This window comes from Pseudoclavibacter chungangensis (genome assembly GCF_013410545.1).
GTDB classification, from domain to species: Bacteria; Actinomycetota; Actinomycetes; order Actinomycetales; family Microbacteriaceae; genus Pseudoclavibacter; species Pseudoclavibacter chungangensis.
In genome coordinates, this window is record NZ_JACCFV010000001.1 from 3,500,683 (window position 1) to 3,527,648 (window position 26,966).

Annotated in this window: 15 protein-coding genes and 1 pseudogene; 8 read left to right on the forward strand and 8 right to left on the reverse strand. The window is 67.6% G+C overall.

The window, feature by feature from the left end; genetic code table 11:
• Positions 1 to 118: 118 nt before the first annotated feature.
• The gene (dnaA, locus tag HNR16_RS15510) at positions 119 to 1,591 is read right to left on the reverse strand and encodes a chromosomal replication initiator protein DnaA (protein ID WP_158041173.1); all 1,473 of its coding nucleotides are present in this window, start codon (positions 1,589 to 1,591) and stop codon (positions 119 to 121) included.
• A gap of 374 nt (positions 1,592 to 1,965) precedes the next feature.
• Here dnaA and rpmH point away from each other — a divergent pair, with 374 nt between their 5' ends.
• The 8 genes and pseudogenes from rpmH to HNR16_RS18440 all read left to right on the forward strand — a co-directional run bounded on the left by rpmH (position 1,966) and on the right by HNR16_RS18440 (position 16,019).
• Positions 1,966 to 2,103, forward strand: coding sequence for a 50S ribosomal protein L34 (gene rpmH / locus HNR16_RS15515; RefSeq protein ID WP_158041175.1), 138 nt, complete (start codon positions 1,966 to 1,968; stop codon positions 2,101 to 2,103).
• A gap of 7 nt (positions 2,104 to 2,110) precedes the next feature.
• A complete protein-coding gene (gene rnpA / locus HNR16_RS15520) occupies positions 2,111 to 2,473 on the forward strand; it encodes a ribonuclease P protein component (RefSeq protein WP_158041177.1) in 363 nt (120 codons plus the stop codon).
• A complete protein-coding gene (gene yidD, locus HNR16_RS15525) occupies positions 2,470 to 2,799 on the forward strand; it encodes a membrane protein insertion efficiency factor YidD (RefSeq protein WP_158041179.1) in 330 nt (109 codons plus the stop codon). Before rnpA ends, yidD begins: the two co-directional genes overlap by 4 nt.
• A 22-nt stretch (positions 2,800 to 2,821) precedes the next feature.
• Positions 2,822 to 3,778, forward strand: a pseudogene (gene yidC / locus HNR16_RS15530) (membrane protein insertase YidC); the annotation flags it as partial.
• 227 nt (positions 3,779 to 4,005) lie between these two features.
• The gene (locus HNR16_RS15535; protein WP_158041182.1) at positions 4,006 to 4,521 is read left to right on the forward strand and encodes a Jag family protein; all 516 of its coding nucleotides are present in this window, start codon (positions 4,006 to 4,008) and stop codon (positions 4,519 to 4,521) included.
• Between the two features lie 8,388 nt (positions 4,522 to 12,909).
• Entirely contained in the window at positions 12,910 to 13,563 is a 654-nt protein-coding gene (rsmG, locus tag HNR16_RS15540; RefSeq protein ID WP_158041213.1) for a 16S rRNA (guanine(527)-N(7))-methyltransferase RsmG, read from the forward strand.
• A 51-nt stretch (positions 13,564 to 13,614) separates the two neighbouring features.
• A complete protein-coding gene (locus HNR16_RS15545; protein ID WP_158041184.1) occupies positions 13,615 to 14,574 on the forward strand; it encodes a ParA family protein in 960 nt (319 codons plus the stop codon).
• A gap of 203 nt (positions 14,575 to 14,777) precedes the next feature.
• Positions 14,778 to 16,019: a ParB/RepB/Spo0J family partition protein gene (locus HNR16_RS18440; RefSeq protein WP_225737910.1), complete on the forward strand. Its 1,242-nt coding sequence runs from the start codon at positions 14,778 to 14,780 to the stop codon at positions 16,017 to 16,019.
• 573 nt (positions 16,020 to 16,592) lie between these two features.
• On the opposite strand, the gene erm is transcribed toward HNR16_RS18440, so the two are convergent.
• The 7 genes from erm to HNR16_RS15585 all read right to left on the reverse strand — a co-directional run bounded on the left by erm (position 16,593) and on the right by HNR16_RS15585 (position 26,876).
• On the reverse strand, positions 16,593 to 17,468 hold the full coding sequence (gene erm / locus HNR16_RS15555; protein ID WP_158041188.1) for a 23S ribosomal RNA methyltransferase Erm: 876 nt from the start codon (positions 17,466 to 17,468) through the stop codon (positions 16,593 to 16,595).
• A gap of 519 nt (positions 17,469 to 17,987) precedes the next feature.
• Positions 17,988 to 19,043 carry a D-alanine--D-alanine ligase family protein gene (locus HNR16_RS15560; protein WP_158041189.1) on the reverse strand — a complete coding sequence of 352 codons (1,056 nt, stop codon included), beginning with the start codon at positions 19,041 to 19,043 and terminating at the stop codon, positions 17,988 to 17,990.
• A gap of 27 nt (positions 19,044 to 19,070) precedes the next feature.
• Positions 19,071 to 20,393 (reverse strand): aminotransferase-like domain-containing protein, encoded by a 1,323-nt coding sequence (locus HNR16_RS15565; RefSeq protein WP_158041191.1) that lies wholly within the window; start codon positions 20,391 to 20,393, stop codon positions 19,071 to 19,073.
• Between the two features lie 172 nt (positions 20,394 to 20,565).
• On the reverse strand, positions 20,566 to 20,886 hold the full coding sequence (gene trxA / locus HNR16_RS15570) for a thioredoxin (RefSeq protein WP_158041193.1): 321 nt from the start codon (positions 20,884 to 20,886) through the stop codon (positions 20,566 to 20,568).
• A gap of 22 nt (positions 20,887 to 20,908) precedes the next feature.
• Positions 20,909 to 21,964: a thioredoxin-disulfide reductase gene (gene trxB / locus HNR16_RS15575; RefSeq protein WP_158041194.1), complete on the reverse strand. Its 1,056-nt coding sequence runs from the start codon at positions 21,962 to 21,964 to the stop codon at positions 20,909 to 20,911.
• 74 nt (positions 21,965 to 22,038) lie between these two features.
• Positions 22,039 to 24,573, reverse strand: coding sequence for a murein biosynthesis integral membrane protein MurJ (murJ, locus tag HNR16_RS17910; protein WP_218868466.1), 2,535 nt, complete (start codon positions 24,571 to 24,573; stop codon positions 22,039 to 22,041).
• Between the two features lie 2 nt (positions 24,574 to 24,575).
• Entirely contained in the window at positions 24,576 to 26,876 is a 2,301-nt protein-coding gene (locus tag HNR16_RS15585) for a DUF6049 family protein (protein ID WP_158041196.1), read from the reverse strand.
• Positions 26,877 to 26,966 lie beyond the last annotated feature (90 nt).

The window sequence follows — 26,966 nt, forward strand, 5'->3', positions numbered from 1 at the left end:
TTCCCGCGCGTCACGGACGTTGTCCACAGGTTCTCCACATGTGTCATTGGGACGACGAAACGCCGCTCCCGTTGTGGGGAACGGCGGTGTGCCCCGCAAAATGGGGGCGATTCGGGTGTCAGCGGGCTCCGGCGCCGTTCTGGCGGATGCGGGACGTGAGCTCGGCGACCTGGTTGTACACATCGCGACGTTCGGTGATGAGCTTCGTGATCTTGCGGTGCGCGTACATCACGGTCGTGTGGTCGCGGCCACCGAACAGCTGCCCGATCTTGGGGAGTGACATGCTCGTCATCTCCCGACAGAGGTACATCGCGATCTGGCGGCTCGTGGCGATGGCCTGCGAGCGGGACGAGCCGTAGAGGTCGTCGACCGAGAGATGGAAGTAGTCCGCGGTGTGCCGGATGATGTCCGTCGGTGCGATGTAGCTCGGTTCGTCGTCGGAGACGAGGTCCTTCAGCACGGTCATGACGAGCGGCATGTCGACGTGCTGCCCGTTGAGGCTCGCGTACGCGGTGACACGGATGAGCGTGCCCTCGAGCTCGCGGATGGACGACGTGATCCGGCTCGCGATGAACTCGAGCGCGTCGTCGGGGATCTGCATCTTCTCGATCTGCGCCTTTTTGCGCAGGATCGCGATGCGGGTCTCGAGGTCGGGCGACTGGACGTCGGTGATGAGTCCCCACTCGAAGCGGGACCGCATGCGGTCCTCGAAGCCCGTCAGACGTTTGGGGGGCAGATCGGACGTGATCACGACCTGCTTGTTGTGCTCGTGGAGGGTGTTGAACGTGTGGAAGAACGCTTCCTGCGTCGTGTCCTTGCCCTGGAGGAACTGGATGTCGTCGATCAGGAGGATGTCGTTGTGCCGGTAGCGGGCGTGGAACGACTGCGTCCGGTTGTTCGCGATCGAGTTGATGAAGTCGTTCGTGAACTCCTCGCTCGACACATAGCGCACCCGGATGCCCGGGTACATGCTCTCGGCGTAGTGGCCGATGGCGTGGAGCAGGTGCGTCTTGCCGAGGCCCGATTCACCGTAGATGAAGAGGGGGTTGTAGGAACGCGCCGGTGCCTCGGCGACGGCGACCGCGGCCGCGTGCGCGAAGCGGTTGGAGCCGCCGATGACGAAGTTGTCGAAGGTGTACTTCGCGTTGCGGGCCTGTTCGGCGTCGCTCGTCGACGAGGACCGCGTCGCGGCCGTGTCGAACTCCTCGGCAACGGGCTCGCGCGAATTCGCGTAGTCCCGCTGCTGTGACGGACGCTGCGGAGGGAGCTCGACGTAGTCGTCGGGGGCCGTCTCGTCGGCCGGCTCGGCGGTGCCGAACGTCGGGTCGACGTCCGGGTTCACGATGACGGCGAAGGTGGAGACCTTCGCGTCGTCGTCGAGCTGAGCGATCGCGCCGAGCAGCGGGAGGCGGCCGCGCTGCTCGATCATCGTGCGTGTGAGGTCGTTCGGGACCTCGAGGAAGATGGTGCCGGCCATGACACCCTTGGGTGACGCGAGCCCCAGGAAGCCGTGCAGCGACGGCTGGACGCGGTCGTCGCTCGCCAGGGACTCGAGGATCCGTCGCCAGATGTCGGCGATGTCCGCGGTCATCTACCGCGCTCCTCTCGTCCGTCTGCGGTTGCGTGGTGCACTCCGCGAACGTCCTGCAGAGCGGGGCCCTCACGGTATCGGCAGCACGAAGTTATCCACAGAATACTGTGGATAACAGAGGTGTGGTGTGCACAACTACGGGGGGTGCCGCCTAGCCTACGACGCACCCTCCCCAATTGCGCAAGCTCGCGCACGGATTCCGGTGGGTCATGCAGGCAGGAGCCCGCTTCGTGTCGTGCCGCTGTGGTGTGTCGCCGAGCCATGTTGACGGCCCGTGAGCCGTCGCATACTGTTAAGCAGTTGTGCCTGCAGCCAGGCATCCCACTTCTCTGTCGCACGGACTCGCCGTGCGGTCCCGATCCTGGAGTTCTCTGATGTCCAAGCGTACGTTCCAGCCGAACAACCGTCGTCGCGCGAAGGTGCACGGATTCCGTCTCCGTATGCGCACGCGTGCCGGCCGCGCGATCCTCTCGGCACGCCGCCGCAAGGGACGCGCGCAGCTTTCCGCGTAGTTCCTCCGTGCTCGCCCGCGCGCATCGTGTCACGAGCGGTGACGACTACCGGGCCGCAGTGCGGCGCGGAGCGCGCGCCGGTGTGCCCGGTGTCGTGGTGAGCGCGCTCGCGCGAAACGACCCATCGTCGCCCACTCGCTTCGGATTCATCGTCTCGAAGCGCGTGGGCGTCGCTGTTGTCCGGAACCGCATGCGTCGACGACTCAAGTCGATCTCACTCGAATTGCTCGACGAGGTGCCCACGGGGTACGACATCGTGTTCAGGATGCTGCCGGAGTCGGCGGCGTTCGACTTCGCGACGCTGCGGGACCGCGCTCGCGCGGCCTCCGCATCGGCACTGCGCCGCTCGCGGTCGGCGGTGAACGCATGACCGGGGGCACCCTGACGACCTCGCGCCTGGATTACGCCTGGCGCACGGCGCTGCTCGTACCGCGGAATCTCGTGATCGCGTTCCTCATCGCCTACCGCGCGGTGATCTCCCCCACCTACGGGGACGTGTGCAAGTACCACCCCACCTGTTCCGCGTATGGTTTAAGGGCCGCGCAGGACTTCGGTGTCGTGCGCGGTGCCTGGTTGACCGTGCGTCGAATCGGCCGCTGCCACCCGTGGGCGCGCGGGGGGATCGACGATGTGCCCGATCCGGGCCCACGACGAACACACCTCACTCGTTTCGGCTTCGTCGCCGCCGACCACTGATCGAAAGGCTCTCCGCACAACCATGGACTTCCTGGGCACCATTCTCTGGCCCATCCGGTGGGTCATCGAGCTCATCCTCGTCGGATTCCACTCCCTCTGGACCACGCTCGGACTCGACCCGAACGACGGCTGGACGTGGATCGCCTCCATCGCGGGCCTCGTGATCGTCGTGCGCTCGGCGATGATCCCGCTCATGGTCAAGCAGATCAAGTCGCAGCGCTCGATGATGGACGCGGCCCCCGAGATCAAGAAGATCCAGGACAAGTACAAGGGCAAGCGAGACCAGTTCTCGATGGAGGCGATGCGTCGCGAGACCATGGAGGTCTACTCGCGCACGGGCTCCAACCCCATGGCGAGCTGTTGGCCGATGCTCGTGCAGATGCCGGTGTTCTTCGGTCTGTTCTCGGTGCTCAACGGCGCGCAGCGCGACCAGTCCGGTGTCGGTCTGCTCACCCCGGAACTGGCGCACTCGTTCGCCGGCGCGTCGATCTGGGGGGCGCCGCTGAAAGCGACGTTCCTCGAGAACGGTGGGAACCCGCTCGTCATGTGGCTCGCGGGCACCATGGTCGTCGTGATGACGGTGTCGCAGTTCATCACGCAGAAGCAGATCATGTCGAAGAACATCTCGCAGGCGACGCGGGAGTCGCCGATGTTCAAGCAGCAGCAGATGATGCTGTACGTGCTGCCGCTCGTCTTCGCGGTGTCCGGCGTGGCGTTCCCCCTCGGCGTGATGTCGTACTGGCTCATCTCGAACTTCTGGACGATGGGTCAGCAGTGGGTCGTCATCCGCAACATGCCCACGCCCGGTTCCGAGGCGGCCAAGGCTCGTGAGGAACGACTCAAGCGCCGGGGCAAGTGGGTCGAGCCGGAGCCGAAGTCGAAGGACGGCAAGGTGATCGACGTCGAGGCTGCGCCGAAGCCGACGCAGCGTCAGCAGCCCGTGTCGAAGTCGCGGGCCAAGAAGCAGGGCACGGCCAAGTCCGCTCCGGCACAGAATGGGCCGGGCAAGAGCGCTCCCGAGAAGAGCCGTCCGGCGAAGACGGCGCCCTCGAGCGATGCGGCCGCGACGGATGCGGACGCGGACGATTCGGCCGCTGGGAGCGACGACGCGGATGTCCGTTCGTCGAACGACGATTCGGCGCCGAAGCGTCCGAGTGGTGCGCGCCCGAAGAAGAAGAAGTGACCGCAGGAGAAGAGGGACGCGCGATGACGACAGAATCCGGAACGCAGGACACGGCTCCCCTCGAGCCGACGGAATCGGGCGATGCGCCCCGCGACGAGGGCGACATCGCGGCGGACTTCCTCGAGGAGCTGCTCGACATCGCGGACATCGATGGTGACCTCGAGATCGAGGAACGGGACGGGCGCATGTACGTGTCGGTCTCGGCGGATGGTGCGACGAGTCTCGATCGACTCGCGAACCCCGAGGTCGTCGAAGCATTGCAACAGCTCACGCGACTCGCGGTGCAGGCCGACTCCGGTGAGTTCTCGCGACTCATCCTGGATGTGGGCGGATCTCGCGACGCACGTCGGCGCCAGCTCGGTGAGCTGTTGGATCGCGCCGTGGCGCGCATCGAGGAGGGGGCCGCCTCGGCCGCGCTCCCGCCGATGTCGTCGTACGAGCGGAAGATCGTCCACGACCTCGCGGCCGAGCGTGGCTACCACTCGGAGTCCGAGGGTGAGGGCCGCGAACGGCACACGGTGGTACGCGCCCTCAGCTGATCGTCCGATGCCGGCGATGGGCCCGCGACGACGATGTCCGGGCCCGTCGTGCGGGACGTCGGTGCATGACGGCGGTCCGGTCGGCCGGCGTGGCGCCGCCGCTCCTGCGGTTCACCGGGAGCGTTGTGTGTCGTCCTCGGGACGGCTCACTTGTCGGGGATTCGGTGTCGGCCGCGCATCGACGTAGTGCACGAGGCGGATGACAGGGGTCGTCCGCGTGCCGTCGTGATGGTCGGCGTCGCCCACACGAGTTGTGACCCCGGTCATGCACCGGGATGGCGGTCGGCACGCGCGCGTTCCATGTGCTGGCAGCCCTTCCCTCTCCCGTTCGCTCTGCGCCCAGTTCGGCCTGCGCCCAGTTCGCCCTGCGCCGGTTCCCCGCGCTGCTGTTTCCCGATCGCCTGGCCCTCATGTGGAACGATTCGGCGGCGCTGTCCCGGGCTCGGAGCTCATCGGATTCGGTGTCCGGGGGTGTCGAGCCGGCGGTTTCGGTGCCAAGGAGTCGTCGGCGTGTTGCGGGGTCGCACATTGTCGTGTGGGGCTGTGACGGGTTGGTGCACCGTGGTGGCGGGGTTGTCGCAGGGGTGTGCCTTGTCCTGTCTGGCACTCACGCGTTGTGCGTTGCGCTGTCGGTTGTCGTGGGTTCGTGCGTGGTGGTGTCGGGCTGTCGGGGTTCGTGCGGTGCGGTGTCGGCCTGTCGCGGGTTTGTGCGTCGTGGTGTCGGCCTGTCACGGGATTGTGCGTCACGGTGTCGGGCTGTGACGGGTTTGTGCGTCACCGTGTCGGGTGCTTGCGGTGTCGCGGGCCATGTCGTCCGGCGCGCGATCGGGCAGGCCGAGCACGGAGCCGTGCACGTGTTGGCGTCACGCACGTCGGACACGTTAGTGGCCAGCGAGCTCCACGACGGGTGGCCGCCAGTGGCGGCGCCGCACGCTCTGCACGAGTTGGTGTCGGTTCATGTCGTGGCATAACTGCGCACATCGCTTCGCTCTGAGGATCCCTCGTTTCATGCTCGGGTGTGGTCCGTGCGTTCTCTGCTGGACAACCCTCTGTCGGCGCAGTGCCCCTGGATCGAACCAGATCGATGCACGGTCCGTCGCAGCTCCGCCACCGATCGCCGGAGGCCGTCGGTCTGTGCTGGAAGCCAATCCTCGTCGTTGCATCGATGTCTATCGATAGAGCCTCGGCCGACCGACGTTGGGTCCCGCTGGATCGATGAGGGTCGCGATCCAACGTCCGATCGGGTGACGTCCCGCTGACATCGATGAGTTGACGTCACCGATGTCGTCGGAGTGCGTCGCAGCACCGAGATGGTCTGACGATGGTGCGGGATATCCGGTGGTCGATGTGGCTGACGGAGCTTGGTGGATTGGTGTGTTCGCTGCGGCGACCACTCCCCCTCGTGTACGCGTGTCTTTCGGTGGTCGATCTCTGGAAGTCATCGGGCTCGGCATGTCATCGATGGTCGTGACGCGGGTCGCGAGTCGCGGTTCGGCCGTGAAGATCGTATGCCGCGCGTGCGGGACGCCACAGGACACCGTTCGGGACCGCGATCGTCGGGACGGTGCAGCGGAAGGGCCATCGGGGGTGAGTCCCATGGACCGTCTCCTGAAGTGCAGCCCGCGTGAACTCGTACTCGGTGTGATGGCAGGTCGGTACTCCTACACTTGCGTGGGTTCGATGGACGGCCACGTGAAGGTGGCATGTCGTGTCGGATGGAGTGGCGGCGTGTCGATGTGGATCATCGGATCGGCCCGATCGATGCATTCGGCCCATTTGCGTCGCCACGCCGAGCGATGCAGCTTGGGGCTTCAAGGGCGTGCCTTCATCGTTCTGAGTCCGGTGACGTGGGCAGATGTATGTCGCACGCGTTCGTCGTGGCGCGAGTCCGACGTGAACGGGGCACCGGGTGTGACTGCTGACTCGCTCCGGGAGATGAGTTCCACACTCGACGACGTTGTGTCGTCTTCGTTTCGAGTGGGGGGAGCACGCGGTCGGTGATCGGTGGTTCACGATTATCAGTGGATCATCGCGTGTCGACGCGAGGCACCGGTGCGTGTCACGTGCTGGTGGGGGTTTCACGTGAAACATCGCGACGAGCGGCTGAGAACGTACTGCTCGGAGCTGGCTGTTCTGCGACGGACCAGGCCTCCATCCCCCACCTACACTCGCGGTTGCTGGACCTGACGGGTCACCAAGTGTCGGACGCACGTTCAGCAACCGCGCCCTCACTTCTCGACGGAGGGCCTCCCTGTGGATGTCCATCGGGGCGCGCCGGAAGGGATGGGATGGGCGTGCCTCGTTGTCGAGGCGTGAATGGTTGCCAGCGTGCGGTTCTCAGGGGCGCAGCACTGCTCCCCGTGGGACAGGATTCCGGGAGGGACGGTCGATCGGCGCGCCGGCAAGCGGCGGGGAGCCGATCGGTGCTTCGGCTGCCCCTCTCAGCCCCGTTCAGGGGTGAACGACAGAGGCGTCGAGCGCGAGTACCCGCCGGCGGATGCCACACTGCCCCTCCTCCGGGCGGTGACCCATGTGACGTCGGCGATACTCGAGGCCGATGGGAGACGGCACCGGCGGAGGGTGTTTGACGTGAGATGCCGACTGACTGCTCGTCCGCGAATGTCATGCAGGTGGAGGTCGGTGTTCGGCACTCACGCCCCATGCGATCTGCAGACCGCGATCCGCTGAGTATTGTTCCTCGACTACTCGGCGGCGTCGGGGACTCATCTGATCTGGTACAGGCGCATGACCGCTTTCGTTTCACGTGAAACGCACACCCCGGTGCTTCCACATCATGGACGTGTTCGTCACCCGTGGCGCGGAACTCCCACGCGATGCGGAAGAAGGTGACGACGGTTGCTCGTCGGGACGAGACCCCTCGAGCCTCACCCCTTGGCGCGTGAACCCGTCTCGGCCCCGAGGGGCCACGTAAGCGGTTGCACGACGTGCAGGTCGCGTCTCGCCTCGTACCGCAAACCCCGACGCACGACCCATTCCTCCACACACGGTGCGATCGAGTTCGACAGGGCCATTGCCCGGTTCAGGCGCCTTTGACGAGCTAGGGACGAAGCCGAATGTCGACTGACATCTGGCCGCGTATGGCCGCCATCCTGGAAGGCTGCACGTGGAGGAACGCACCGTCCCATTTCGGTGTGCGGGAATGGTGCCCACCTATCACCCGATGTCGGCACAAGAGGCTCGACCGTGACCGCGTGGTGGAATGCCGGATCGCATATCGCTGCTCGCAGAGTCGCTGCGGCAACGACGAGCACCCGGCGGGGGCTGCTGCGGGCTTCCTTCGTGATCATGGAGGCGAGCCCGTCATTGCCCGATGACCTGTCGTCCGGTGCTCCATCATGACCGGTCCCGTTTGCGTTTCACGTGAAACACGGGCCGCAACAACACGGTGAGACATTGAACGAGGATCTTGGAGCCCGGCGGTGCCGATTCAGTGACAGTTCGCTCCGGTTGCGAGTGGGCGGCGGGACTGCCCTGTGCCCGCGCCCGAGCTCCGAACGCCTCGGTCGTGAAGTCCGGGCGACCAACCCCGGTAGCTCCGCGCTGCAGCTGAGTTGCGGGAGCCGACCACCAGACTCTGTCGGGGACTCCCGCTCAACCGTGCGTCCATAGCGTTCCCCGGAGGGTGTCATCCTCGACCTGTCCGACCCTCGTGCCAGATTGTTCTCCTCACGGTCATCGCGACTGAGACAGCAGTAGTCCACGTGACCGTCGTCGAGGGTCTTGCCACGCTGCCGCTCGTCGGCGCAAACGCTCGTCGAGGAGGCGTGCCCGGGCGCCGAGCTGCGACACTACGGCGGCGTGGTCTCGAGGGTGGAGGCCGGCTTCGTTCCAGTCTGGCCCGTGGGCCACTGTCGTGATTGGGCTTCGCGGGAACCTCCTGAGATTCAAGTACCGAGCCCGTGTTCAGCGGATCCCCCGTGGTGTGCGGAGCAAGGTCATCGTGGCCGGGTGATGGTGGGACCGGAACCATTTCGCGCTCGGGCGAGCGGATCTACATGCTGAGTACGGGTGCACTGCGCTCCGTTTCACGTGAAACACGACATCCTTGAAGCACGTGGCGCGTTGGAGACGACTGTCCCGGAATGCGTTCGTGGTTTGCGGGCAGGTCACCCCGTAGTTCCGACGGAATCCAGCAGGTCTCGTCATCGTTTGGGGCTGCCCGAAACGCACGCGTCGCATTCGAATGAGGGCGTACTGCCGGGCTCGCGTGCTGGGTCGTGACGAAGTCACTGCATTGCCTCAAGGGCGACTCTGCTCCCTGTGCGCGCCGGAGCCCCGCGTCGGTACCGCCGGGTCGGGGGTTGGGAGGCCCGTGGGATCAGAGGCCGCGTGGGGAGATGGCAGGATATGCGGCGGTCGTTCGAGCGGGTGAGCCTGAGTGACCTCTCGTGATTGCCGCAATGCGTCGCATGAGCTGGCATGACGAGACAGAGCCACGGCAGAGAGGCTGCGCTGTGGACTGACGTTTCACGTGAAACGCTCCATTGCGTGTCCACCACATCATGAGTGTCGTCTCTTGCGAGTTGTCCCGCCTGGCCCCTGGAACGCAAGGGATCAGTGTCTTTCGAACGAGACAATCCCCTGCCCGGATGCGTAAACAATGCCTCGTGACCGGCAGCGAGGTGGGAACGCGACTCGAGAGTCGAGCGGCCTGGTTTGCTGTATGCATGTCGGTATCGAACTGTGATCGATGATGGCAATGGCACGGATCGCAGCGGGGGCTCTGACATCGGTGAGGACAAGATGATGAACCTCACGCATTGCTTCAAACGAACGACGGCCGCTCCGCGAGTTTCGCTGAGCCATTGGCCGACTGAACGGTTCTCAGGCGGGCGGCGGGCGCCGTTTCACGTGAAACCTGACGCAGAGGGTGCTTGCTGGGACACCTTCGCCGACCAGGTTGTGGAAGTCGGCTCGGGTTGGTCAGGAGGCCTGCCCGTAGGAATTCGCCGGGATGCACACCTTGCAATCGGTAATGGCGGCCCGCCACAGAAGCTTGTGCGAACGACCTTCAGGATCAGTTGCGTTTACATCGAGGCGCGGCCGCTCACACGGCATCCGGAACGACGGTGGCGCACAGATAGGTCATAGCGGAGGAGCTCCGGTGCTGCTTCCATTCCACTGCGGTCCTGTGGCCCTGAGTGGAAGTGGGATCCCTTGACACTCTACGAGTGCGATATGTCGTTGGTGGGAGCTGGTTCCTAACCCAAGTTCGGGCCTGCTGCCGTTTCACGTGAAACGGCGAGTCCTTGTCACGGCAATCAGCTCAACTCATACTCGGTGCGGCGTCGATGAACTCTGGGCGAGATCCAGGGAACACCCACGGTTGGGATCAGTGCCAGTGCCAGTGCCAGTGCCCTCGTGGAAGTGGAAGTGGGAGTGGGAGCCGGAGCCGGAGCCGGAGCCAGAGCCAGGGCCGGAGTGAGTGTGAGTGACAGGGTCAGGCGTCGGTGATGTACGGATAGATTGCGCCTGCGGGGTCGAGGAATGCCTTGCGCTCCCGTTCGAGTGGACCCGCTTGGAGACAGCAGGGTCCCGAAGCGAGATGGCGATTCGCACAGTAGGGTGCGATCTGTTCAAGCGCGTAGATGCTCGGTCGGACAGCGCCCGGCGGCGGACGCTCGGTGGGTCGAGGTGCACCCCTCGGTGGAATCCTGCGCCTTGCAGCGACTGTTCACGGGGTTCCCTCCTCGCGTGAACTGCTCGGAGTCCAGAACAGCGGGCGGTTTCTCTGAATGGAAGGAAGTGGCATCACTATCCGCCGCTTCCTCTGCGAGGCGGCACCTATGTGGCGCCGAGGGCGAAAGCGCATTCGCTTGAGGAGCAACCGCGTGCGAGTTGGCTCTGATTTGGTGGGCATCGGATTGCCACGCGGGGTATCGCAGTTCCCTCCCGTCCCCTGCAGTGGACGACGAAGAGGCCGGCGTACGACAAGGCTTCGATGTTTCACGTGAAACGTGTCGCTGTCGCTCCCGGCAAGCAGGGGTGCGCCAAGGTAACTAGCACGCGTTGGGAGCTCAACGCGGCCTCCACCTGGCCTTTGGCGATTCATGCAGCTTGTTTGGGCATTGCCGTAGGGGCGTCAGCGCTCACGTCCTACCCACCCGGCGTCTGTGCGGCACTCATGCGCAGCTCATGAGAGTTCTGCGGTCGTGCGGGTGGACGCCGACGGAACGAGAAGGTTCAGCTGTCGCCTCATTGCTGTCAGCGCGCGTGTCCCGATCCCACACGCTCCGAGCAGGCGTGAAGCTTCCAACTACTCTTCGTGAGAGGGAGCACGGAGCACGACTGAGCATGCGCGTGAACACCGTATTCCACGAGGTCCGATCGTCCACATCTGGTCCATGCCCGCCCTTGTCGGCGTCGACAATCGGACGTCGAGTACGGAAGGCACGCCGGCGTCGTACCTATTCGTCGGGCGCGGCGGGTTGTGTTGTCGCTCGTTGGCCCCCGCGTCTTGCTGTCCGATTCTTGCCCTCGCGCCGAGCGGTATCGCGTTGCTTGGTGGCGTTCGCGTACCGTGCCCTCAGATGCCCCGGGTTCGTTTCACGTGAAGCAGTGCCGATTGGCGTCCCATCGGCAATGCCGAAACAGGACTGCCGTGGCCAGCGTCCCGCATTGGGGAGCGCCGAGTCTCGTGGCTGGACCTCTGCCAGTCGCACATCTCGCAGGAATGCGGATCGCGTTTCACGTGAAACATGTCGAGGTTGGAAGCGTGGGACTGCAGAGTGACCGGGTGCACGGGATCGGTGCGTGGCAACGGGTGATTCGACTGCAGGCAAGGCGGTGCAGCCGAAGTGGGTAGAGAACACGGAGTGCGCGCCACACGTGACGCTCGCATCGCCGCACGTCTGGGCGGGATAGCGCGAACCGAGGTGTGCGGTGCGGCGCCGCACCGACAATTCCAGTCGTACCGGCGTCTGCCGCTGTGGAACGGACCCACTGCTCGTGTCGAGCGTTCCTTCGTCGGTCGTGATGACGGCCCCTCGTTGGCCGGGAGTGAGTATTCCGAACTTGGACGTGGTGTTTCGGCAGTCCACACGTGCATCCCGGACGGGCGGAGTTTCGAGGGTACGGACGTGATGGGGAATGCTTGCTCGGTGCTCGGTGCTCGGTGCTCGGTGCTCGGTGCTCGGTGCTCGGTGCTCGGTGCCCGGTGCTCGGTGCTCGGTGCTCGGTGCTCGGTGCTCGGTGCTCGGTGCTCGGTGTTAGAGGTGTGCGTGTTCGAGGTTCGAGGTCAGAGCGCGGGTAGGACGACTTCGCGCGCCCGAGTACTAGGAGGACGCCAAGGGAGGCGGGGCGGGCCTGTTTTGGATGACGATACTTCTTCCCTTGTCGTGAGGACGGGTGCGTCTTCCATGCAGCGGTGCTGTGGCGGCGATGGCCTTCAGCGTTGCACGGTGCCGTCCGCTTCCGCGTCGTCACGACGAGTTCGGTCGGCTCGGGCGCATCTCGTTGTCGTCGCGCGGCACGGTGTCGGTCTGGACATACTGATGTGGCCAAATGGTTGGGTCGACGCCGTGGCGCGGCGAGGGAGCAGGTTCATCCGTGCGGCGCGACGGTTGCTCGATGAGGTAGTTGGGTCTCGACCGTTCCGCGATCAGGAGTGTGCCTGGGTCTTGGGGCTGGTTCGCGATTGCCCACGGTGCACGTCCGATCCGTTCGGCGCTGCTCGTAATGTGACGGGGGCGTGCGAGGTGGTGACGGCTGTAGTCACCTCCGCGGGCGTGCGGGGAATCGCGACACGAATCAGTGCACGGGTTCGGGGTTGTGGTATCTCGGTGCCACATGCTCTGGGCGCTTGGAACTGGTGGGTGAGAGGACGAGCCCCCTCGCCCACGCGTTACATGGCCCAGAGCGCCCGAGTTGGGTGGGCCCGACATCGGGCCCCTGTCCGTTGGTGCTCCGTTGGCGCGTTCGATCGGTGACTGTTTCACGTGAAACGCCTTCACGAGTCGGCACGATGACGCGGCCCTGACCACAGCACGAGCGACACATCCGCGGAACTCCGCTCAGCAGGAGGCGAGCGGAGTCGGAACGAAGCGGCACGCGGTCGAGGACATGAATCGCCGAGCGCATGGGCGGGCCGCACCGGGGTCGAGCGTGGTTCGGGTCCCGAACGCGCACCGATCTCGCGTTTCACGTGAAACACCAGTTGAAAGGTTGGACGGAATGCGCTCCGGTAGCCGTTCTGGACAGGCTCACTTCACACGCATGGGGCGCGCGATCCGCGAGGGCGCCCGAGCCGGTGACTCGCGGAAGCACGTGCGGGACCCTGCAGCCTGAGACGGCCTCCGTGCGACCACGTGCCGTGTGGGCGCGTCGGTAGGCCGACGTGAAAGACTGGGGTCTCGGAAAGGACCCGCATTGACCAACCCGTCGCTTCCAGCGGACCTCGAGTCCGAGCCCGACATCGCCGCTCAGCTGTTCGGAGACACGATCGAACAGGCACGCGAGTACACGTTCGCCCTTGCCTCCCATGGTGAGGAACTCGGTCTCGTCGGCCCCGCAGAGTACCCGCGGCTCTGGACCCGTCACATTGTGAACTCGGTTCTTCTGGCACCCCTCCTTCACGGTACGGTCGGTGACATCGGCTCCGGGGCGGGTCTCCCCGGCCTTCCTCTTGCGATCGCCCGTCCCGATGTGCACCTCACGCTCATCGAGCCGATGGAGCGCCGCACCGATTGGTTGCAGTCACAAGTCGAGGCACTGGGACTCACGAACGTCACCGTCGTCCGCGCTCGAGCGGAGGAGGTGCATGACGAGTACACCTTCGACCAGGTGACCGCTCGGGCGGTGTCGGCATTGAGCAAGCTCATCCCGATCACGGTTCCGCTCCTGCGCGAGGGAGGTGAGCTCATCCTCCTCAAGGGACGGTCGGCTGAGGCGGAGATCGAGAAGGCGGCCAAGATGATCAGGAAGTTCCGTCTGCACGATGTCCGTGTCGAGGAACTGGGCTCGGATCTCGAAACGGAGCCCACGCGTGTGCTGCGAGCGATGCACGGGGACTCGGCCGAGTGAGACTCGCTGTTTCACGTGAAACGGTGATCCCGACCGGGGCATGTCGGTGGCATGGGCGACAATGGAGACGCATCAGTGGGTGGAAGGACGAGTGTGACGAAACAGAGCAACTCGGGCGACGGTGACCCTTCCGTCGACGAGTCCCCGATCGCGACGGAACTCAACGCCCTGACCGAACGCCGCATCAGACTCGTCAAGACGTCTGTGCCGCTCCCCGAGCAGACTCGGATCTTCACGGTGTCCAACCAGAAGGGTGGCGTGGGCAAGACCACGACGACGGTCAATCTCGCGGCTGCCCTCGCGACGACCGGTGCTCGAGTCCTCGTGATCGACCTGGATCCGCAGGGCAACGCCTCGACCGCACTCGGTGTGGAACACCGCGGTGACGTCCCCGGCATCTACGAAGCACTCCTCGACGGCCGCCCGCTCGACGAGCTGATGAGCGAGAGCCCGGATGTGGACAATCTCTGGTGCGTACCGGCGACGCTCGACCTCGCGGGTTCCGAGGTCGAACTCGTTTCGCTCGAGCACCGCGAATTCCGTCTCCGACAGGCGATAGCCGGGTTCCTGGCCGCGCACGACGACCCGAAGACCTTCTTCCACTACATCTTCATCGACTGCCCTCCATCGCTCGGTCTCCTGACAGTGAACGCGTTCGTCGCCGCCCGTGAGGTGCTCATTCCGATCCAGTGCGAGTACTACGCACTCGAAGGACTGAGCCAGCTCATCACGAACGTCAACCGCCTGGCCGAGCACCTGAATCCCGACCTTCGCCTCACCACGATCCTCTTGACCATGTACGACGGTCGCACGCGCTTGGCACAAGAGGTCGCGGCAGAGGTTCGCACACACTTCCCGTCCGAGACGCTCGAGACGGTGATTCCTCGATCGGTTCGTATCTCGGAGGCCCCGAGCTACGGACAGACCGTCATCTCCTACGACCCGAATTCCACGGGCGCCGTCTCCTACCGCGAGGCCGCGGTCGAGATCGCCCAGCGAGGAGCGAACTGAACATGGCAACGAAACGACGGGCCGGGCTCGGGCGCGGAATCAGCTCACTCATCCCGACCTCCACCGAACGACGCGAACGTCCCGTGGACGTCTTCTTCGGACAACACGAGTCCGAAGATGCCACGACTACATCGGCTCCGATCGATGCATCGGATTCCGCGACCGCGAGTGAGAGGACGGCGGCCGACGCGAGCGCGCCCACGGTGAAGGCACCGAAGTCCGCATCACCGAAGACGAACGCATCGTCCGCTCGTTCCACGAAGCGATCGACGTCCGGCCGCACCAACACCGGTAGCGGGACGTCGACAAATGCGAAGGGGGCGGGCACCGCTTCCGGTAAGACGACGCGGTCGAAAGCCACGACATCGACCACGAGCGCACCATCAGACCGGTCCCGGCAACGAGGCGAGGATTCCTCGACCGACTCGGTCGTCGAGCAGAACGCGAACGATGAGGCTGCGGAGGCGAGCACGCGGGAGACACCCGTCGGCGACGCGACGAACGGTGTCGAGGCGACGGACCGCGGTGAATCGACCGCGGCGCAGCAGGCCCCGGTACCCGACCGCACGCACGATGAGTCCGACGCTGCAGACCTCCTGCCGATCCCCGGTGCGAGTCTCCGCCAGGTCGAGCCCACCCAGGTCGTTCCCAATGCCTGGCAGCCGCGACGCGAGTTCGACGAGGAGGCACTGGCCGAGCTCGTCCACTCCGTACGCGAGTTCGGACTCCTGCAGCCGATCGTGGTGCGCCCCATTCCGGAGGAGCATCCGCTCGCGGGCGAGGCCGAGTACGAGCTCATCATGGGTGAGCGACGTCTCCGTGCCTCGAAGGCGGCCGGACTCGAGACGATCCCTGCCATCGTCAAGGAGACGCCTGACGATGTCATGCTCCGCGATGCACTCCTCGAGAACCTCCATCGCAGTCAGCTGAATCCTCTTGAAGAGGCGAGCGCCTACCAACAGCTCCTGGACGACTTCGGGATCACGCAGGAGGAGCTGGCACAACGGATCGGGCGATCGCGCCCGCAGGTGAGCAACACGCTTCGTCTGCTGAAGCTGCCGCTCGAGGTGCAGCGGCGCGTCGCGGCAGGCGTGCTCTCTGCCGGACATGCTCGCGCGGTGCTCTCCGTGGGCGAGCCGACGGGGATGGCCCAGCTCGCCGACAAGATCATCAACGAGGACCTGTCGGTGCGCGCGGCCGAAGCGGCGGCAGCGAAGGTGGGTGCTCGCTCGACGCAATCGACCGGAGAGTCGGGGGGAACGTCGGGCGGGAGCCTCACGGGATACCTCGACGAGGTCGGGGAGCGCTTGGGCGACCGGTTGAACACACGCGTGAAGGTGACCCTGCGGAGGACGAAGGGCCAGATCGTGGTCGATTTCGCGTCGGTCGCCGACCTCAACCGCATTCTCGGCGAGCTCGGCGAGGACGTGGGCGACGCGAACTGACGGTTCGAGGGCCGGGCGGGTGGCCTGTCAGCCGGATCGGTTGCGTCGCGGGTCGCCCGGGAGTTCGTTCGCCCTCGGGTGTCGTATGCCTGCTCGCTCGGGGAGCGGCGGCGGGCGATCGCCAGCACATCGTCGGAGGCGCTCACCCGCGCCGGTCATGCGGCGGTCCTGCGCCGGACTGCTGCCAGTGGCACGGGGACGGACGGACGTGGTCGTACCGGCGAACCTTCGACCGAGCCGTGGACGGCACGCCCGAACGGCAGCGGCGCTCGAGCCGGGCATCGGCCCCGCCCGGCGGCCCTGTGCGGACTCCACCGCACGACAGCGTTCGGCGAGCAGACGATGGCCCGGGGCACAGGGCGCGCGGGTGACGGCACGTTCGGATGGTTGTGGGGTGCAGGGCGTCCGGGCCGCGTGTCCGTCACCCCCGCGAAGTGCCCGGGACGCGAACGGGGTGGTCGGGTCCGCACGAGACCGCGCGTCCGTTGGAACGCGCGATCAGCTGAGCATCGAGCCGATGGCCTGCGACAGGCCGCACACACACGGCCAGACGGCATGAAGCCGCGCTCGGTGTCACGGACGGCGTCCCTGCTTTCGCGCACGACGCATCGGTGCACGAGGCGGTGCCGGCGTCGCATCCCGTCCCGGCTCGGAGCGTGACGGACGCGTGCCTCCTCGGACGGGCACGGCCAGGCCGAAGAGCGTCGCCCACTGTGCGGCCGTGAGGTCCCGGGGGAGCGCCCCACGTCCGAGGCCCTCGCCGGCGAGCCACGCGACGACGATCGCGCGCTGTTCCGGAGCGACGAGCCGCTCGGCGATCGCTGCGAGTCCGCGGCCGCGGCCTCCGAAGACCGCGCGCACGAACCGACGATAGGCCGTTCGTCGTGCGGGCGGCACGAGCGGCGCGGAACGTCGACTGATGGTGAGGAGACCACCGTCGACGCTCGGCCGTGGACGGAACGCCCGCGCGGGAACACGTTGCTCGAGGGCGAACTCGAACCACGGCCACCACTCCGCGGTCATGAGGGTCGCACCGCCGACCGCGGCCCGACGACGAGCGACCTCCCACTGCACGATGAGTACCGCCTCCGACCAGCGCGCGGACTCCAGCAGCGACCTCAGCATGGCCGTCGTGACATGGAAGGGAAGGTTCCCGACGACGACGCGTGTCCCGGCGGGTACCGGGACACGCAGCGCATCACCGTGCCGCACGGTCGTTCGAGAGCCGACGCGGGCGGACAGTCGGTCCGCGAGTCGCGGGTCGAGTTCCACCGCCGTGATCCGACGGTTCAGGCGTTCGAGTGGCAGCGTGAGCGAGCCCTCCCCGGGCCCGATCTCGAAGATCGGACCGGGTGAGCGGCGCACGAGCGCCACGACGCGATCCACGACCGCGCGGTCGACGAGGAAGTTCTGACCGAGTTCGTGCGAACCGGGGTGACGGGATGACATGACGAAGATCTCCGGGCTCTGAGAGCGGTGCCCGGGCAGCACTGACGGCGCCGCCCAGCATGGTCTGCTGAAGGGCGACGGAGACGCGAGAGAAGTTGCGCGACCGCCGCTATGCGCGACGCTCGCGAACGATTGCCATCATCGTGATCACGTGGTGAGCGTAGCAGGGCCTGACGCGTGATCGAAGCGGTGCCCACGACGGAAGCGGGTCGTCGCGGAGGTTCCCGTGACGGGCACGCCGCCGGGCGCGTGGAAGGGAACAGGGCGTGCCGACCGCGGCACGCAACACGGGGACGCGACGCCAACGATGTGACGCAGTCGGCGATCCGGACACGGACACGCCTCGAGGATCCGCGACAACGCTCGAGATCACGCCTCTACACATCCACGGGGGCACGGCGCTGACGGAGCGGACGACACGGACGGCGTCGACCTCCGCCGTCGGACCGACGCCGCACGCGGTGTCGTGGTCCGGCCCGTCGCGAGGTCTGCGTCGAGAATCGGTCGTCGGTCGGCGACTCAGTCGGCGTCGACCACCGATTCGTCCGCGTTCCGCTCCGCCGCATCGGCCGGCGCCGCAACGGCGGGAGCCTCACCGGACGACGCGTGGCCGTACGCCTCGGAGCCGCGCTCCGCGGCGACCCGCGCGATCGCCGAATAGACCTCACCGAGCGAGAGCCCGGCCGCCTCGATGCCGAGGGGCAACAGCGAGGTCTCGGTGAGACCGGGAATCGAGTCCGCCTCGATGAACCACGGCACGTCGTCCTCGTCGATGATCATGTCGACGCGGGCGAGGTCGCGCAGCCCGATCGTGCGTGCGGCGACGAGCGCCGTCTCGGCCGTCCGCGCTGCGGTGGCCTCGTCGAGACGAGCCGGTGCGAAGTAGGTCGTCTCACCCGCGTTGTAGCGGGCGGCGTAGTCGAAGACGCCCGAACGCGGGACCACCTCGACGGCGGGGAGCGCCCGCAGCCCGTCACCCGTGTCCACGACACCCACCATGACCTCACGGCCGACGATCCGTCGCTCGATGAGCACGGTGTCGCCGTAGGTGAGCGCCGTCACGAGCGCCTGGGGGAAGTCCTCGAGCGCCTCGACGAACGAGACGCCCTGCGCGGAGCCACCCTCGAGCGGCTTCACGACGGCAGGGAACTGCAGGCCGTCGGAGATGCCGGCGATCACGGTCTCGGGACCGAGCTCCTTGAAGATGCTGTTGGGCAGCACGATCGAATCGGGGGTCTGCAGTCCCGCCCGCTTCGCGAGCACCTTCGAGGTGCCCTTGTTCCAGGCGAAACGGGCCGCGCCCGGCTTCGAGCCGACGTACGGCAGGTGCGCCGCGCGCAGGAGCGCGTAGAGCGCGCCGTCCTCACCCGATGCGCCGTGGAGCACGGGCCATACGACATCGGGCGACGAGGCACGCAGACGCGAGATGACGTCGGCACCCGGGTCGATGACCTCGACCTCGACGCCGACACGCGTGAGCGCGTCGGCGACTCGTCGACCCGAACGGAGCGAGACGTCCCGCTCGTGTGAGATGCCGCCGGCGAGGATGGCGACGTGCAGGCTGCTGGTGCTCATGTGCGTGTCCTTCTCGAACGTCGGCGGCTAGTTGATGTTGGGCGGCGGCGTCACGACACCGGTGTCGGCGATGGTCCGCCTCGTCGTGCCGCGGAACGTGTCGAGCAGTTCGAGCTCGCCGTTGATGACGTTCGCGAGACGCCGCACGCCCGTGCGGATCCGATCGGGCGTCGGGAAGCAGAACGACAGCCGCATCTCGTGATGCCCGCGTCCGTCGGCGAAGAACGCCGTCCCCGGGGTGTAGGCGACGAGCTCGGTCACCGCGCGCGGGAGCATCTGCTTCGAGTCGAGGTCCTCACTCAATTGCAGCCACGTGAAGAAGCCGCCACCGGGCTTCGTCCACGTGAACTGCGGCAGGTGCTCGCGAAGGGCCTCGTCCATCGCATCACGGCGCTCGCGATACACCCCCCGGTACTCCTCGATCTGCTCCTGCCAGTCGCTCTGCCGCAGGTACTCCGTGACGACCCACTGGTTGAACGTCGACGGCGAGAGGATCGACGACTCGACGGCCAGGATCAGCTTCTCGCGGATCGCGTGCGGCGCCAGGACGTAGCCGACGCGCAGGCCGGGCGAGAGGATCTTCGAGAACGAGCCGAGATAGATCACCCCGTCGGCGTCGAGGGAGCGGATCGCCGGCGGTGCGGGTTCGTCGAAGTAGAGCAGCCCGTACGGATTGTCCTCGAGGATGAGGATGTGCTCGCGGCGGCAGATCTCGAGGATCTGCCTGCGCCGCTCGAGCGACATCGTGATCGCGGAGGGATTGTTGAAGTTCGCGACCGTGTAGAGGAACTTGATGTGCCGTCCTTCGGCACGCAAGCGCGTGATCGTGGCGGAGAGCGCGTCCGGGTCGAGCCCGTCGGCGTCGATGTCGACGTGCACGACGTCCGCCTGGTACGAGCGGAACGTGCCGATCGCACCGACGTAACTCGGCGACTCCGCGAGCACGACGTCGCCGGGGTCGAGGAACAGCTTCGCGACGAGGTCGAGCGCGTGCTGCGATCCCGTCGTCGTGACGATGTCGTCGGCCGACGCGTCCGTGATGCCCTCGAGCGCCATGACCTCGAGGATCATCTCGCGGATCTGCGGAATGCCCTGCCCGCCGCCGTACTGCAACGCCTCGGCGCCGTGCTCGGACATCATCGTGCGGAACGCCGACTCGATGAGCTCCTCGGGAAGCGCCTCCACGAACGGCATGCCGCCTGCCAGGGAGACCACCTCGGGCCTCGAGGCGACGGCGAAGAGGGCTCGCACCTCGCTCGCGCTCAACCCCGCCGTGCGTGCGGCGTAGCTGTCGAACCAGGGGTCGAGGTTGCGTCCGGCCTGCTGCGGGCCGACGCCGATCGGTGTCACGATGCGTGTCCTCCGTCTCGTCGAAGTGCCAGGATACGCCCGCGCGCGGCCGTGACGGACCACCGACTCGTCCGCGCCCACGTCACGCTCGGTCCGTCGGCGGTCGGGCGGGAACGCCGGAGGCGGGCACACCTCTCGGTGTGCCCGCCTCCGGCGAGCGGTCCTCGATGCGTCAGAGGAAGGCCGCGAGCTCGCGCTCGAGGACGGCCTTCGGCCGCGACCCGATGAACTCCGAGACCTGCTTGCCGTCCTTGAAGACCTTCATGGCCGGGATCGAGGTGATGCCGTACTGCGCAGCGAGCTGCGGTTCGGCGTCGACGTCGACCTTCACGAGCTTGAGGTTCTCGTGTTCCTCGGCCAGCTGGTCGAGGATGGGCGAGACCTGACGACACGGACCGCACCAGGCGGCCCAGAAGTCGACGAGGACCGTCTTGTCGGTGCCCTCGATCTCGTCCTGGAACGTGGCTGTGGTCGCGTTGATGGCGTTGGACATCTGCATTCCTTCCGGTGGTGGTTCAGTCGCGCTGGTCGCCGAGCGCGACGGGGGTGAACGTGAATGTGGCGTCCGTGGCGGTGCCGTCGGACTCGACCGCGGACGTGACGAGGTCCGCGTCCTCGTCGGTCCAGGCGTCCTGCGCGAGCAACTCGGTCGGGAGCCCCGTGAGGTGGTGCTCGGCGTCGAGGGCTGCGACGCAGCCGGAGCCGGCAGCCGTGATCGCCTGGCGGTAGTGGGGATCGACGACGTCACCGCACGCGAAGACGCCCGGCACGCTCGTGCGCGAACTGCGCCCCTCGACCGCGATCGTGCCCTCGGCCGTCAGATCGACCTTGCCCTGGACGAGGTCGGTGCGCGGATCGTTGCCGATCGCGACGAACAGCCCCGTCACGTCGAGCGTCGACTCCTCACCCGTGACGGTGTCGCGCAGCCGGATCCCCGTCACGTTCGGGTCACCGAGCACCTCCTCGACCGTCGCGTTGAGCCGCCAATCGATCTTCGGGTTCGCGCGGGCGCGCTCGATCATGATGTTCGAGGCGCGCAGGTTCTCGGAGCGGTGGATGATCGTGACCCGATCGGCGAAGCGCGTGAGGAAGGTCGCCTCCTCCATCGCGGAGTCACCGCCGCCGACGACCGCGATGTGCTGCTCCTTGAAGAACGCACCGTCGCACGTCGCACACCACGAGACGCCGCGACCGGCGAGCCGGTCCTCCGACTCGAGGCCGAGGCGACGGTACGCCGACCCGGTCGCGAGGATGACCGTGAGGGCCTCGAACTCGCCCGAGTAGCTCGTGACGACGCGCTTGACCGGGCCGTCGAGGTGCAACTCGGTGACGTCGTCGTTCACGAGCTCCGCGCCGAAGCGCTCGGCCTGCGCCTGGAGCTTCTCCATGAGGTCGGGGCCCATGACGCCGTCGGGGAAACCGGGGAAGTTCTCGACGTCCGTCGTGTTCATGAGCTCGCCACCGATCTCCACGCTCGACGTGATGACGACGGGTTTGAGACCGGCGCGGGCCGCGTAGATGGCTGCCGTGTAACCGGCTGGGCCGGAACCGACGATGACGACGTTGCGCATGGAACCTCCGGGATGAGCGCGTACGAGGAGGGAAACGCGCCCAGCGTAACGGCTATTCCCGTCTGCGCCCGGGGTCAGTCGTCGTCGCCGAACCAGCTCGCGAGCAGGTCCTGTCCGCTCTCGCCGTCGTCAGGGTCGACCGTGGGCGGCGGCGTCCGACGCGGCGGCGTGCGGTCCTGCGGGCGCGGGGTGGCGGGTGGCTCGGTCCTGCGCTCGGAGCCGTTCGTGGGGTGGGCCGCACGTCCCTCCGCGGCCGCCGGAGGCGCGGCCGCGAAGCGCTGTGTCGGCGGGTGGGCCGAGGAGTCGGGCGTCTCACGAGCCCGGCGCTCGGGTTGCGGGGCAGTGCCGCTCGGTGGAGTCCGCCGGGCGGGACGTTCGGTGGGCGTGCGCTGCAACCGCTGCGCCGACGTCGGATCGGCGGGCGGAGCGTTCCGCCAGCGCTCCGGCAGCTGTCGTGCACCGTCCGACGCGCTCGGCGTGCGGTGCTCCGCGTGCGCGTCCGGGACCGCCTGCGCATCGCCTGCGGCACCCGGCCAGGGTGCGCCCACGGGCCCGCCGGGGCCATCCGTCTCGTGCGGCGGCCGCCCCGCCCGCTCGGCGGCGGCCCGGGCGCGCTCGGCGGCGATCCGGCGCGCCTGCAGGGCCGCGGCGGCCCTCGCCTCGAGTTCACGACGCTCGCGTCGCGTGCGCGGGCCGGTCGTCGACGTCGCGTGCATGGGCAGGATGATGCCGGCCGTCGTGAGGTCGCCCGTCGCGCCCTGCATGCTCCACGCCCCGGCGTACGCGTGCTCCTCGCGCTCGCTCACCCGGGCCGCACGCTGCGCGGCGACCTCGAGCTCCTCGGGCGTCGGACGCGACGGGACGCCCACGGGGTCCGTCGGTGGTTCGGGCGCCTGCGGCAGGTCCTCGACCTGGATGAGCTCCGTCGCCGGGCCCGCGGACCAGTCGATCTCCGCCGGCTCCGGCTCGATCTCCTCGACGGACGCCGCCCGGCCCTTCCCGAACCGTCGGAGCACCGGGGCGAGCGCGTCGCGCAGATCGCTCGAACGCATGACCGCGAGGACGACGACGTAGACGATCGCCATGACGGTGCCGCCGACGGCACACGCGACGAGCGCGTTCACGAGGCCCGAGCGGGCGAAGCCCTCGTGATCGTACGCACCGAGGAGCCACATGAGCCCGACACCGACGAGGGCGGCGGCGACCGCCGCGACGCCGTAGACCGTGTACGAGCGAACGATCCGCGCCGCGTCGACGCCGCCCACGCGTCGCCGGAGCAGCGTGAACAGGATCGAGAGACGCACGGCCGACATGACCGTCTGTGCGAGCGCGAGCCCCGCGGCGATGAACTCCACGGGCAGCGTCGACGCCATCGCCATGAGGAACACGTGCACCGGCAGCGTGCTGAGGAAGACCCAGAACTGGCTGCGCGTGTCCTCGAGGGCGTAGAAGGCCCGCTGGACGAGGAACAGGCCGCAGAACGGCACGAGCCCGAGCAGGAAACAGCACAGCACGATCGCGAGCGAGTCGACGCCCGTCTGTGTCGACTCGAAGATGCGCGCGAACGCGGGCGATATGACGGCGATCCCGAGCGCCGCGAACACGATGAACAGGCCGATGAGGCGTGCGCCGCCGCTGAAGTCGCGCACGTAGTCGGCCATGCGACTCTCGCTCGCCGCCTCGCTCATGCGCGTGAAGTACGCCGTCGCGATCGAGACCGCGACGACGGCGTGCGGGAGCGCGAAGATGAGGAACGCGTTCGAGAAGGCCGCGACGCTCGCCGCCTGCCCGAACGCGATGTTGAGCACGATCGTCTCGACGATGCCCGCCGACTGCGTGATGAGCAGCATCCCGAACGTCCAGCTCGCGAGCTTGCCCGCTCGACCGAGCCCCGTGCCGCGGAAGTGGAAGTCCGGCCGGTACCGCAGGCCGACGCGGCGCCAGAAGAGGAACAGCACCATCGCCTGGATCGCGACACCGAGCGTCGTCGTCCCGCCGAGGAACGCGACCATGTCGGGTGTCCACGCCTCGACCGGGCGCGTGCCGGAGGGGTCGGCACCGAAGATCGCACTGAACGCGAACAGTCCGACGATCGACACGACGTTGTTGATGACGGGCGCCCACGTGAAGGGACCGAACATGCCGCGCGCGTTCAGGATCTCGCCGAGCACCGCGTACAGGCCGTAGAAGAAGACCTGGGGCATGCACCAGAAGCCGAAGGCGACGACGAGGGCGAGGTTCGCCGGGTCGAGCGATGCCCCGTAGATCATCGAGATGAGCGGCACCGCGAGTGTGGCGACGACCGTGAGGCCACCGAGGACGACGATCGCGAGCGTCACGAGCCGGTTGATGTAGCTCTGTCCACCGTCCTCGTGCCGCGCGGCGCGCACGACCTGCGGGATGAGGACGGCGCTGAGCATGCCGCCGGCGATGATCGAGTAGATGTTGCTCGGCAATTGCATCGCGTTCTGGAACGCGTCCGCCGAGGCCGAGCCGACGATACCGATCGTGTTGGCGAGGATGATCGCCTTCACGAAACCGAGGACGCGGGACACCATCGTGCCCGACGCGAGCAGTGCACTCGCGCGGCCGATCCCACCTCCGGCCATACCTACTCCTCGGTCGTGCCGACCTCGTCGGGGCCGGTCGAAGCCCCTACTCTCTCACGGCGCCGCTTTCGCACCGTTCTGACCACTCCGGCAACGAAAAGCAACACGAGTCCCACACTGAACACGATCATGCCGACGGCCTCCCACTCGGCCTGCACGTTGATGTTCAATGTGGCGGCGGGACCCGTGAGCTCGGTTCCCTCGGGGGTGAGCAGGACCACATCGGCCGAGGTGGCGCCGTTCGTGATCGCGGTGACGGGCACCTGCGCGCGGGCCATCGAGTTCGGCTCGATCACGAGCGTGACCGGTTCGCCGGCCTCGATCCGACCCGTGACGGGACGCAGATCGACCTGGACGGTCACCCGTTCCTCGGTGTCGTTCGTGACGAAGATCGGCAGATCGGTCTGTCGTCCGACGAGCTGGATGTCGCTCGTGTCGGCGACGTGGACGCTCGCCTCCGTGGCGTCCACGAGGTCCGTGAACAGCGTGCACGCCGATGCCCACGGCTCGGCGCGTGTCACGTACCCCGTCGAGAGCGTCGACAGGAGGGTTCCCCGTAGTTCGCCCGTGAAGCGCTCGGGATCGTCGAAGATGCTGCTGTACCCGATCGCCCGCTGCTCGGACGCGAACAGCGCGGCGGTGCGATCCACCGCGGCCTGATCGTGGCCCCCACCGACGAGCGTCGCGGTGAGCGTGCCGTCGGCCTCCTCGGTCGACGGGAACGAGGCGGTCTCCAGATCCGACCACGCGTTGCCGTCGAGGGTCCGAAGGAGTGCGCCGAGCCGGCCGGGATCGTCGAGTGCCGAGCGGCCGACGGTGGCCAGCAGGTGGCGGGGCTCGTAGGGCAGCTCGCGCGCGACGACCGCGAGGATCGAGGACGCGAGGGACGTCGCCGCATTCCATTCGGCGTCGGTGTCGGACGCGGCGGCGTCCGCGACGGCCGAGGAGAGGCGCGTGTCGGCGACGAGTGCGGACCAGCCGTCGACGAGCGTGGCGGCGGGCGGCGTCGCGTTGGCATCGGCGTACAGCTCGATGTTCGACGCATCGAGAACGAGGTGCTTCGCACCCCAGTCGGCGAGGACGCTCGCCTGCCCGGGGGCGAGCGTCGCCGCCGCCGGCCACGCGACGTTCTCGATCGTGTACGGGAATGCCGCGAGCTCCTCGTAGTCGGGCGTCTCGTCGTCGTCGCCCGCGGTCGCGGACGGGTCGGGCGAGCCGGACTCCCCGTCACCTCCGCCGCTCGGGGTGGTCGAGGGCGTCTCGTCGGTCGCGGTCGTGCTCGCCGTCGAGGTGGGCGACGCGGTCGGCGTCGTGCGCGACGGATCGAGCGCGAACCCGATGTCCGAGAGGGCGGGCGGGGTGGTCGCCCCCGCCTGCATCATGAGTCCCTCGTCGGCATCGGCGTAGGGCAGTGCGAACGAGTCGTTCGGGAGTTCGGTCAGACGTTCGAGCCAGCGCTCGGCGGAGGGCGGTGCGGCATCGCCGAGCGCACGGATGGAGAACACGATGCGCGGGTCGATCGCGAGCACGGCCGCGGTTCCGTCCACCGCGTCGAGCAGTCGGGTGAGGCGACCGGTCGGCGCGGTGAGCGCCTCCAGGGTCTCCTCCGACAGGACGGCCGCGGTCGACTCGGGTGGGACGATCGGCACGATGATCGAGAGGGGGGTGGGAAGGGCGTCGGGGGTCGCCGCGTACACGATCGACGCGCGGGCCTGCCCCTGCTCCGAACCCGAGTGCAGGTACCGCGCCGCGACGCCGCGAGGTCCGAACTCCGCGTCCGCACCGAGCGGCAACGATCCGGCTGGGACGGTGACGTACACGGTGGTGGATGTTCCCGCGGCGACCTCCGGCACGTCCGCGCTCGCGAGCTGCGTCCCCAGATCGTCGTCGGCCCCGGTCGCGGGCTGCGACATCCACGCATCGAGTGCGGCCCTCGAGTCGATCGTGCCGGTCGCGAGCGAGAAGACGGCGGTCCCCGCCGGGCTCGCGTCGCCCGTCCGATTCACCACGACGAGTTCGAGGTCCAGGTCCTGGCCCGGTGCGAGGGTCCCGCCGGAGCCCGGCGCCAGGAAGACGGTGACCGCACCGTCGCTCGCCTGCTCGGTGAAGCCCGTCGTGGCCGGGCTCGCCGGGCTCGCGAGTGCCGCGTCCGAGGGGGCCGGGGTCGACTGCGCCGCCGGGTCGGCGGCAGCCGGCGCTGCGAGCCCCCCGAACGCGACCGACGCCAGCACCGCGGCCGGGACCAGGTGCCGTGCGATCACACGGAGGAACCGCGACGCACTGCGTCGAGCGGCCTGGTCCATGCCGCCCATCGTACGGGCACCGGTCGCGCGCGTCGGCACGCCGAAGCGCGGGCACGGGCTGCGGGCGGCAGTGGGGCCTCTCGTGACGAC